The sequence below is a fragment of the Stieleria sedimenti genome (assembly GCF_025060895.1).
Classification (GTDB): Bacteria; Planctomycetota; Planctomycetia; order Pirellulales; family Pirellulaceae; genus Stieleria; species Stieleria sedimenti.
In genome coordinates this window covers 1-9,390 of the sequence record NZ_JANZKV010000193.1, presented here as the reverse complement: position 1 = coordinate 9,390, position 9,390 = coordinate 1, and the positions used below count along the sequence as shown (strand labels likewise).

Annotated in this window: 9 protein-coding genes; 4 read left to right on the top strand and 5 right to left on the bottom strand. The window is 59.6% G+C overall.

The genetic code is table 11. The features are described from left to right. Window positions 1–112: 112 nt before the first annotated feature. Together NZK35_RS24125 and NZK35_RS24120 are read right to left on the bottom strand one after the other, a co-directional pair. Window positions 113–1,618, bottom strand: coding sequence for a BON domain-containing protein (locus NZK35_RS24125; RefSeq protein WP_259635085.1), 1,506 nt, complete (start codon window positions 1,616–1,618; stop codon window positions 113–115). Window positions 1,619–1,782: 164 nt separating this feature from the next. Continuing rightward, window positions 1,783–1,956: a hypothetical protein gene (locus NZK35_RS24120; protein WP_259635084.1), complete on the bottom strand. Its 174-nt coding sequence runs from the start codon at window positions 1,954–1,956 to the stop codon at window positions 1,783–1,785. 415 nt (window positions 1,957–2,371) lie between these two features. On the opposite strand from NZK35_RS24120, the gene NZK35_RS24115 reads away from it, so the two are divergent. Further along, entirely contained in the window at window positions 2,372–3,124 is a 753-nt protein-coding gene (locus tag NZK35_RS24115) for a PRC-barrel domain-containing protein (RefSeq protein WP_259635083.1), read from the top strand. Between the two features lie 84 nt (window positions 3,125–3,208). Here the strand turns inward: NZK35_RS24115 and NZK35_RS24110 are convergent, their stop codons facing one another. Further along, on the bottom strand, window positions 3,209–4,201 hold the full coding sequence (locus tag NZK35_RS24110; protein WP_259635082.1) for an MDR family oxidoreductase: 993 nt from the start codon (window positions 4,199–4,201) through the stop codon (window positions 3,209–3,211). A gap of 290 nt (window positions 4,202–4,491) precedes the next feature. Continuing rightward, window positions 4,492–4,899, bottom strand: a complete 408-nt coding sequence (mntR, locus tag NZK35_RS24105) for a manganese-binding transcriptional regulator MntR (RefSeq protein ID WP_259635081.1) — start codon at window positions 4,897–4,899, stop codon at window positions 4,492–4,494. Window positions 4,900–5,214: 315 nt separating this feature from the next. On the opposite strand from mntR, the gene NZK35_RS24100 reads away from it, so the two are divergent. Next, the gene (locus tag NZK35_RS24100; RefSeq protein ID WP_407699821.1) at window positions 5,215–6,342 is read left to right on the top strand and encodes a DUF1559 family PulG-like putative transporter; all 1,128 of its coding nucleotides are present in this window, start codon (window positions 5,215–5,217) and stop codon (window positions 6,340–6,342) included. Further along, window positions 6,339–6,686: a hypothetical protein gene (locus NZK35_RS24095; protein ID WP_259635080.1), complete on the top strand. Its 348-nt coding sequence runs from the start codon at window positions 6,339–6,341 to the stop codon at window positions 6,684–6,686. The genes NZK35_RS24100 and NZK35_RS24095 overlap by 4 nt, the downstream gene beginning before the upstream one ends. Before the next feature lie 420 nt (window positions 6,687–7,106). On the opposite strand, the gene NZK35_RS24090 is transcribed toward NZK35_RS24095, so the two are convergent. Continuing rightward, window positions 7,107–9,104 carry a hypothetical protein gene (locus tag NZK35_RS24090; RefSeq protein ID WP_259635079.1) on the bottom strand — a complete coding sequence of 666 codons (1,998 nt, stop codon included), beginning with the start codon at window positions 9,102–9,104 and terminating at the stop codon, window positions 7,107–7,109. Window positions 9,105–9,181: 77 nt separating this feature from the next. Between NZK35_RS24090 and NZK35_RS24085 the strand changes: the two genes are divergently transcribed. Then, window positions 9,182–9,390, top strand: a 209-nt coding sequence (locus NZK35_RS24085; RefSeq protein ID WP_259635078.1) for a hypothetical protein, incomplete at its 3' end; no start/stop codon positions are given.

Below are 9,390 nucleotides of genomic sequence, written 5' to 3'. Positions count from 1 at the left end.
ATCTTACGCGTCACGGCTCATCAAATCAACAGACCGGTTAGCGAGCGGTGCGTCGGGTGAAACCCGACACCGGATCACGCCAGGGCCCCGACACCCACCCCGGCGAAACGCGTCAGCGGGGCACATAAATCCTGGAGCCACCGTGCGGCGGGTGCATGCGAACATTCAGCAGGTTGTGCGGATGCCGCGCACCGGCTTCGATCGCCAAATCCATCGCGGCTTGCCATTGACGCCACGTATCGACTTCTCCGGTCAAGATGACGACTCCGTCGCTGACCTCCACCTCGATCTGATTGGACGTATCAAACAGCGCGAACTTGAGTTTTCGTTCCAGGTCTTCGCGGATCTGGTCATCCGATTTCGGTTTCCAATCGTCTTGCACGGCCAGCGCATTGTTGACATGAACCACACCGGGGACCCCATCGACAATCCATTCGGCCAACTGTTTTTCGAATTCGCTTTCCACCAATCCGTACAGAGTGACGTGCGCCGCTTGACAATGGACACGGAAATCGCGCCGATCCAAATTGGAACTTCGCGAGATCGCTTGCTGGGACAAGCGAATGATCTCGGCATCTGACGGAAGTTCGCCTTCGTACCGCACCTCCAATTCGTTGACAACACGAACGACGCCGACCACATCCCTGGCCAGCCGCTCCGCCTTGTTTTTCACCCGCAGGCGCCCGACGGTTCCGTCCAGCGTGACCACTCCGGCCTGGACAGTCGGTGAAATCGAATCGGCGAAGGGAAACACGATCGGATCATTGGCAAACAAGCGATCGAGCGTCCGCCGGATCGATTGGTCGCTGACGATTGCGTAGCGTCCGGCTCGTCGCGTCGGATCGAGTTGATCGGGATCCACCGAAACTTCGTCGGCGATCACACCTTTGACGCCCCAGATCTCTGCCGTTTCAATCAGGTTCGCCTTTTGGACGACCGACCCGACGGTGCCGCTCAAGGTGGCGATCGCATCGTCCACCTGGACGCGGATTTCGACGTCATCGAAGTAGACCGAGTTGACGATCAATGCTTGAATCTCTTCGCGCAGTTCTTCATCGCTTCGTGGTTTAGTCAGCCCGACGGTGAGTTGATTCTGCACTTCGGTCACACCACGCACTCCGGCGGCGGCCGTTTCGGCGAGCCGTTTCTCCGCCAGCGAATCGACCTTGCCCGTCATCGCCACACTGCCGTTTTCGACGTTGACCACGATCTCGGGGCGGTCGAGGCTGTCGTTGACGCGCAACCGCATCAAGACATCCTTGCGGATGGCGTCGTCGCTGCGATCGCTGCGATCGACATACAACTGATTGAGGACTCCCTGGATCGACCGGGTTCGTTTGGCAATCTGCCCCGCTCGGCGTTTGTCCATCAAGCTGGACACGTTACCAGCGAGGGTCACCAGTCCGTTTTCGACCTCCACGCGGATACGGCTCGCGTTAAGAGACTCGGTGTCGTCAAGGTCCGCCTTGATCGCCGCTTCAAGTTCGTCGGAATCGAATGCCGGACGCTCGGCCGCGATAGCCTGCGGAGGCCCAAAGCCGCCCGGATTGAGCACGGGAAGACTGATTAGGGTCATCGTTGCCGCCACTGCGACAACGGTAAAGGGTCGGTCGTTCATGATGGGATTCACGTGATGGGAAGGAGTCGTGATTGATCTCGGGTGTGGGGGCAGGTGAGTGCAGTGTGCGAAGCAGAACCGCACCGCTGTCGCCCCAAGCTTCCGAGCAGATGATCGGCAACGAGAGACCGTGCCGGCGAAGCGATTCGATCGATGCCGGCCGTTCAGGATGGCATCCCGGCCGGCAGCGCGGTCACTTTCTTGAGCGGTTTGCCGCAGCAGGCGAACTCGACCGTCGGAGCTTCGCAAGTGCACGGCTGAGTGATGTGGATTTCCAGGTCACACGTTTGGCAACGGTACATGTCACCGGTCTTCGGCGGTTCTTCTTTGATGGGCATTGGCAATCCTCGGTGGTGCGATCTACGATCCGTGACGTCCGTCGTTGTTGATGGAGGCCGTCGGCAAATTTCACGAAGGGATGAGGAGACGCACTTCGTATGCCGAATGCCCTTGCGGCGAAAATCCGATTCCCGATGTCGGCACAGCCGATGAAAATGCCACCCGCGTGGTTAGACAGCAACCAGGGTGGTCCCTCTTCATGCATGCCACCGCGACTTATTTCGGCACCACAAACGCGACGTGATCACGCACCAGGTCGTGGAGCGACCGGCTGACCGATCAGCTTGTGACACTGACCTGCCGAACCGATCTCCGATTTGGAATGCGAGTTGCGTTGTTCGTCGGACACGGTTTGAACGGCCATTCGGATGCGTCGTCAAGCCTTTTTCGAGACTGTTTGATAGGAGACCCATCATGTTGATCGCTTTTGAATCAATTCGTGGAGCCACACTGGCCGGCATTGACGACGAGGTCGGAACGATCTTGGACCTGCTGATCGATACCGACCAATGGCTGACCCGGCATCTGGTTGTCGATACGGGAAAATGGCTCTCCGGTCGCCGCGTGTTGTTGCCGCCGAGCATCCTGGGACAACGCGATTGGCAGCAGCGGGCGATCGCCGTCAAGCTGACCAAACAGCAGGTCAAGGACAGCCCCCATGTCGATTCGAACCAGCCGGTTTCAAGGCGAATGGAAGCGGAACTGTTCAAGCACTACGACGTGCCCGCTTACTGGGGACCGGCCGGCGTCTCGATGGCCGCCGGTGGACCGACCGGCATGCCGATGTCCGCGCACGTTCCCGACGAGGAACAGCAGGAGGTGGAAGAAGAACTTCCGAATCTTCGCAGTGCCAAAGAGATCCGAAATTATTCGATCGAAGCGACCGATGGCGACCTCGGGCACGTCGAGGACCTGATCGTTGACGATGAAACATGGGCGATTCGGTATGTCGTCGTCGACACGAAGAACTGGTTGCCGGCGCGAAAAGTCTTGATCTCACCGCAATGGGTCGAATCCATCTCGTGGTCGGAAACCACCGTGTCGATCAATATGACTCGCGAAGAAATCAAAAACTCGCCCGAGTACGACCCGCTGACGCCGATCAACCGCGGTTACGAAGAGCACCTATACGATTACTACGGCCGGGAACGCTACTGGCTGCCCTAAAATGCACTCGCGCCGGTGTCCAGCCTTCAGGCGCATCCCCACCGGCCTTCAGCACAAAAAAGACCCCCAACCCCTTTTTCGACGCTAGGCGTTCACATCGACGACGATCCGTCCTTTGACTTGGCCGGCCAGGATCTGTTCGCCCAGTGACGGGACAACGGCCAGGTTTGCCTGCTGGATCATCGCATCGAGCTTTTCCAGCGGCAGATCGCTGGCGATACGTTGCCAAGCTCGGACGCGCTGTTGAAACGGTTGCATCACGCTATCGATCCCCAGTAAGTTGACACCGCGAAGCAGGAACGGGATCACACTGGTCGGCAGCGACGCGCCACCGGCGAGCCCCACCGCGGCAACCGACGCGCCGTATTTCAATTGCCCGATCACTCGGGCGAGCATTGCGCCACCGACGGCATCGACACAGCCCGCCCAAGTTTCCGATTCGAGTGGTCTTTTCGACACCGTGTCAAGCTCCGCACGAGCGATGATCCGGCTGGCACCGAGCGACTTCAAGTACTCAGCGGCCTGCGGTCGGCCCGTGACGGCGGCGACTTCATAGCCGGTGTTGGCCAGGATCGCCGTCGCGATCGAACCGACGCCCCCCGCCGCTCCCGTGACCAACACTTCGCCCTGGTCCGGTTTCAACCCGTGATCTTCCAACGCCACAATTGCGAGAATCGCGGCGAAACCGGCCGTGCCGATCGCCATCGCCTGTCTGGTGGTCAGGCCGTCGGGCAGCGGCACCAACCAATCCGCATCGACGCGAGCCTTTTGGGAATAGCCGCCCCAATGTGTCTCGCCGACCCGCCAGCCGGTCAGCACCACTTTGTCACCGGGCTTGTACCGGGGATCCGCCGACGATTCGACCGTTCCGGCAAAGTCGATGCCCGGCACGTGGGGATAGTTGCGAACGAGGCCGCCGTCGGCTCGCAGGCACAGTCCGTCCTTGTAGTTGACGGTGGTGTACTCAACCGCCACCGTGACGTTGCCTGCAGGCAGCTGATCCTCGGTCAACGTTTGCACCGCGGCGGTGACTTGGGCCTCGCCCTTTTTCTCGACAACGAGTGCTCTAAATGTCATGGGTGTTCCTGAATGATTGTGAGATGCTGACTTGGATACATACCCTTGTTCACAGCCAACCCTTTCAGACAACGCGGTGAAGAATTTTTTAGCGGTAGGGCGCGAGCCCTCCGCTGTTTCGGTAACGATTAATAATCGGAGGGCCTGCGCCCTGCCGCCAACACCTCGTCAAAGGCAGGAAATAATGCTTCACCGCGCAGCCTTTCAGAGGGCGGCCCATTTTTAGGACAAGTCTAGGCCGCTGGTCACTGCGTCGCTGGTCACTGCGTCGCTGGTCACTGCGTCGCTGGTCACTGCGGCCACCCCCTGTCCAACACTCGCTTCATCGCCGCCAGCGTTTCCTTGCTGACATGATGCTCGATGCCTTCGCTGTCGATGGCCGCTGTCTGGTCACTGACGCCCAGCTTTTTCAGAAACGCCTCGACGACTTCGTGCCGCCGGCGTGATTGAGAGGCAAGCCGCCGGCCCGCCGACGTCAGTTCCACCGGTTGATAAGGCGCCGTCGTCACCAATCCGTCGCGCTGGAGCCGCTTGATCGTATTGTTGACCGTCGCGTGCGTGACCGCAAAGTGTTTGACCAAATCGACGGCTCGGCAAACGCCGCGTTGCTCGATCGCATCCGCAATCGCCTCCACGTAGTCCTCCGCCACTTCGCTGGCATGGTCCGAACGGGTCCGTTGATGAATCTTGATGGGCAATTTCGCGACCGTACCGCGGCAAGGAAAGGCTGATGCTCATCCATTGAGCTGTTTTTTGTAGTGCTGTTTTGGCGATCGACACAGTTTAACCGGAATTCCGTTTTCCATCGAACCGCTTTCCACAGGGCTTGCGGCGATTCACGAAAGACTCTATTTTGACCGCACTCCCTTAGTTAGCCTCGACTAACTTCAGCTCAAGCGGCACCCCGCTTGATGGAGCCGCAGCCGGAACCGTGTGCTTCAGCTCCGCTTCAGCCGACACCAAAACTTAGCCCAGACTAACTCCTTTATCTCACACATGACGGGAATTCAACTTTGAATACTTCATCACTCCAGGCAGATCCGCGGGGCGGGCCGCGGGGTCCGGTCCGATCCGAGCGGCCAGGCGGGTTTACGCTGATCGAACTGTTGGTCGCGATCTCGATCATCGGAGTCATGGTGGGACTATTGTTGCCGGCCGTTCAGGCGTCGCGTGAAGCGGCTCGACGGATGTCCTGCAGCAACAACCTGCGCCAGGTGGGACTGGCGGCCCAGAATTACCATGCGGCGTTTCGGCAGTTCCCTCCGGGATACGTTTCGCATCCCACGACCGACGGTTCCGCCCCGAGCGTGGTCAACATGGACCCGCTGACATGGGACGCCGGGCCGGGTTGGGGTTGGGCGGCGGCGCTGTTGCCGTTTGCCGAAGGCAACTCGGTGTTTGAAAGCCTGCGGATGGAGCAACCGATCTGGTCGAGCGGCAACGTCGATTCGGTTTCGACGACGATCCCGATGTTCATGTGCCCCAGCACGACCGGGGGCGACGAACCCTTTGTGGTCCGCAATGAGTCCGGCGATCCGCTGCGCGTCCATGGCCGGGAAATCGTGCTGGGGCGCAGTCACTACGTCGCCAGCCACGGCCAGGAGAGTTGCTGGGGCGAATGCGGCTCCGCGGCGACGGGCGAGGTGTTCACCAACATCTACACCGGCCAAACGAGAATTGTGGCGATCAACGGAGATGCGGGGCAAGTCGCCGACGGGCCGTTCTTCCGCAACTCCAAGACAAAATTTCGAGACGTGTTGGACGGGCTCAGCAGCACGATCTTTTTTGGCGAACACAGCTCGGCACTGAGCGAAAAAACGTGGGTGGGCGTCGTCCCGGGCGCGTTCACCCATCCCCAGTTTTCGTCGCCGGAAAACGGCCCCGACGCGGCAGCCACGCTGACGCTGGTGCACGCCGGCCCATCCGGCGGCGAGCTGGACATCACCGGCAACCCGATCATCCACCCGATCAACTTCCCGACCTACCACGTCGGCCAGATGTTCTCGCAACACCCCGGCGGCGGTTACGTCGCGATGGGAGATGGATCGGTCCAGTTCGTCACCAACTTCATCGATCTGTTCATCTGGGCAGAACTCTCGAGCATGCGTGAACACGAAGTCATCGAGTGGGATCAACTGTGAAACCATCCAATCGCAACCAAGCGTCAACACGATACCGCAATCTGGGACTGGCGCTCGCCGTGATCGCCTGCGCGGCGTCGCTGTGGTACTTCAGCCGATCGCCGGTCCGACTGGATGCTGACGGCTACGATTTGACGATCGCGTTGTATCGCGTTTGCAACCAGCGTGATGCCGATGCGTTGAAGGAGATCGAAAGCCGCCTGAACGAGATGGCCGGCGGCCCATCGCAAGACGACCATCAACACGAAGCCCTCCAGGACGTGGTCCAGGAAGCGCGACAAGGGAACTGGCGCGATGCCATGATCACCTGCCGAACGTTGCTGGAAGAACAGGTGCGTTATTGAAGTGCAGTCACCTTCCGTTGAGGGGCATTGGTTGTATTGCGGCAGCGTTTGGCAACCCACTTAGGCTCTCTCCCTCTGGGAGAGACGGCGTTTGCGCAGCAAGCAAACGCCAGAGAGGGCCCACGCTGCAAAAGCCTGCTTGGCGCCTTCCGCGACGATCAAATCCGTCACTTATAAAATCGACGTCCCCCTGAGAGCGTCGCGGAGGAGCTTGCGACGACGCAGGGAGTTTTTCTCGGCGTCGTTGTTCGCATCGGTGAACGCGAGGCAACGGAAACCCTCCCCTCGCTACGCTCGACCCTCCCGCACACGGGAGGGTTACTTCCTAACCTGATGCCTATGCCCCTCGCTGCGCTCGACCGTCCTGCCAGGAGGTTGACTTCAAACGACACGACCGGCAACGCCGGGGGAGACGACCACTCAAACCCGACGAATGAACTCTTCGGCATACGACCGGACTTCGCGACCGTTGAGGACATGAACCATCCGCAACTGCTGGACTTGTTCGTCGCTGAAGGAACTGAGCGGGACGTGGACGAGTGTTTTCTTGTAATGTCGCGCGAGCTTTCGCCATCCGGCGCCGGGTGGCAGGGCGCTGAGCAAGGCGACTTGCCGGCCGCCGGCGTGCATGCAAGCCGCGGCGATCAAGCGTTCTTCCAACGTGCCCGCGAAATCGAGTCGCCGATCGCTCCAGATGTCGGGAATCATCACCGGCGGGTACAAGAACATCGCCCCGCCGTAGCGGCTGAGCCCGATGCCCGGGCCGACCATTTCATCGGCAAAGCTGGTGGCATAAAACGCCAACGTGGATTCATCCTTGTGTTCGGCGAACCACGTCGTCCGCCACGGGTAATCGCGGGGATCCGAGGGTGAATCGAACAACATGACACAGGCATCCAGGGTCCCGCGGCTGGGCGGAATGACTTTGACGTAGATCTGGCGGTCGTACCAGTGACGTAACGTGTCGCGGATGTCGATCCCGTCTTTGACGCTGGTGGTGAATTTTTCGGTGCGTGCCAAATCGTTGCCGATGATCGCCTTGGCTCGATCAAACACACGGGTGCGAAAGTTCTCGATCCGCTCGTCTTCGGGTGGATAACTGCACTGGGTAAACGGATTCCATTGGTACTTCCAGCGGCTCTTTTCCGGCGACGACGGTTTACGTTTCAGTTGCAAGGTCCGCCAACAGATCGGCGGCCCCGGCAATCGATTGACCATCGAGATCAGGTCGCCGTCGGGCAGACGGGCCTGATCGATCCCCAACTTGACCTCGTCCAACTCGGTCGGCGCCGAGTCGTCTTCGGACACATTGGCATAGGAATATTGATTGGCCAACTGCGCGACGTGCAGCGCGTACTGATCGCCCATGATCTGCTGGGCCGCGGTCACGATCGTGATCAGATCGGGCGTCATCCGCCGCGACATCAATGAGAGGTTGCGGATGTACTTCAGGCACTTGGAAAGATGCAGTGGAGTGATGCGCCGCGCGAATTGTTTTAATTCGGCTCGGTAGCTGACCCGCGCCGCGATCAAGAGTTCTTTCACGCCATCAATCTGAAGATCCTCGTCTTCTTCCAACTCGCTGCGGGCGCGTTCATACAGCCCGGTGATGTAGGGCAATTCGCCGAACAGAAACATCAAGGTCCGCGGATCGATGGCGTACCGCCGCGGTTCTTGGACGGCATCATGTTGCGGAAAATCGAACTGGTCGGACGACTCACTCTTGTTGGCCGCCGGAGCAGAAAAGGATTCGGTGTAGGCTTCGCGAATCCACGGCCAATTCAAAATGCTTGTCACGAACAAGATTCGGTCATAGCGTTTTTCCAGTTCGGCCAGCCGGTAAGCCATGTGCACGATCCGCGACCGCGTCTGGCGATCCGGCGGCCGCGGCAGACTCGGCAGCACGGCGGCGGCGAATCGCTCCGCGGCGACCTGGCGGACGGCAAACGGATCGGGCATGACCGAGGAAAATGGCAGAAACGGATCCGTCTCCAGATCCACATAGGCCCGAGGAATGTGCTCCCCCATCGCGGCCCGGATGGCCATGATCACCGGCTGGCAGGGGTCGATCGGAACATAGCTGGCGGGATCGGAGTCGGCGTCACCGCTATCGCAGCTCTCACCGGCCTCGGGGTCGTAGGGGGCAAAGCCAGATTCGAGATCCGGACGGGTGAAACCGGCTCCGGGTTTTTGGATCACGATCGACGGACGTGGCAAATCCAGGATTGCCGCCTCGGTGCTCTCACGAAACGACTCCGGAAGCGGCACCGCAACGCAATCAAAATCCTGTTCCAGCATCCAGCGACGCACCGTCAGCGCGAATTGGCCACTGCCATGAATCACCGGCAAGACGGCGATCGATTCCCCCAGCCGAAGGAGTGCGGGGGGATTAAATTTGGGTTCACTTTCTAAGTTCATGAAATCAGGGCTTGCAGCCCCCTACCGCGACGCATATGCTCGGGTTTCCAGGTTGTGAGCAAATTATCACCGCAACGATGGCACGGATTCGTGCCGCGGTTTCTCAACTCGGCGTATTCGGCTTGCGATTGCTTGCCAGTCTAACAGTTATTTTTGGAAACGCAGGTGTTCATTCCCACCTGCGTTTTCTTTTTGCCGGTCGCGGAACTCGTCGCAAACAGCTCAGGGTGCGTGACCTGAATGGAACGGTCCAGAGTGTTGGTATTGGCTTTAGCCCAATACCGCT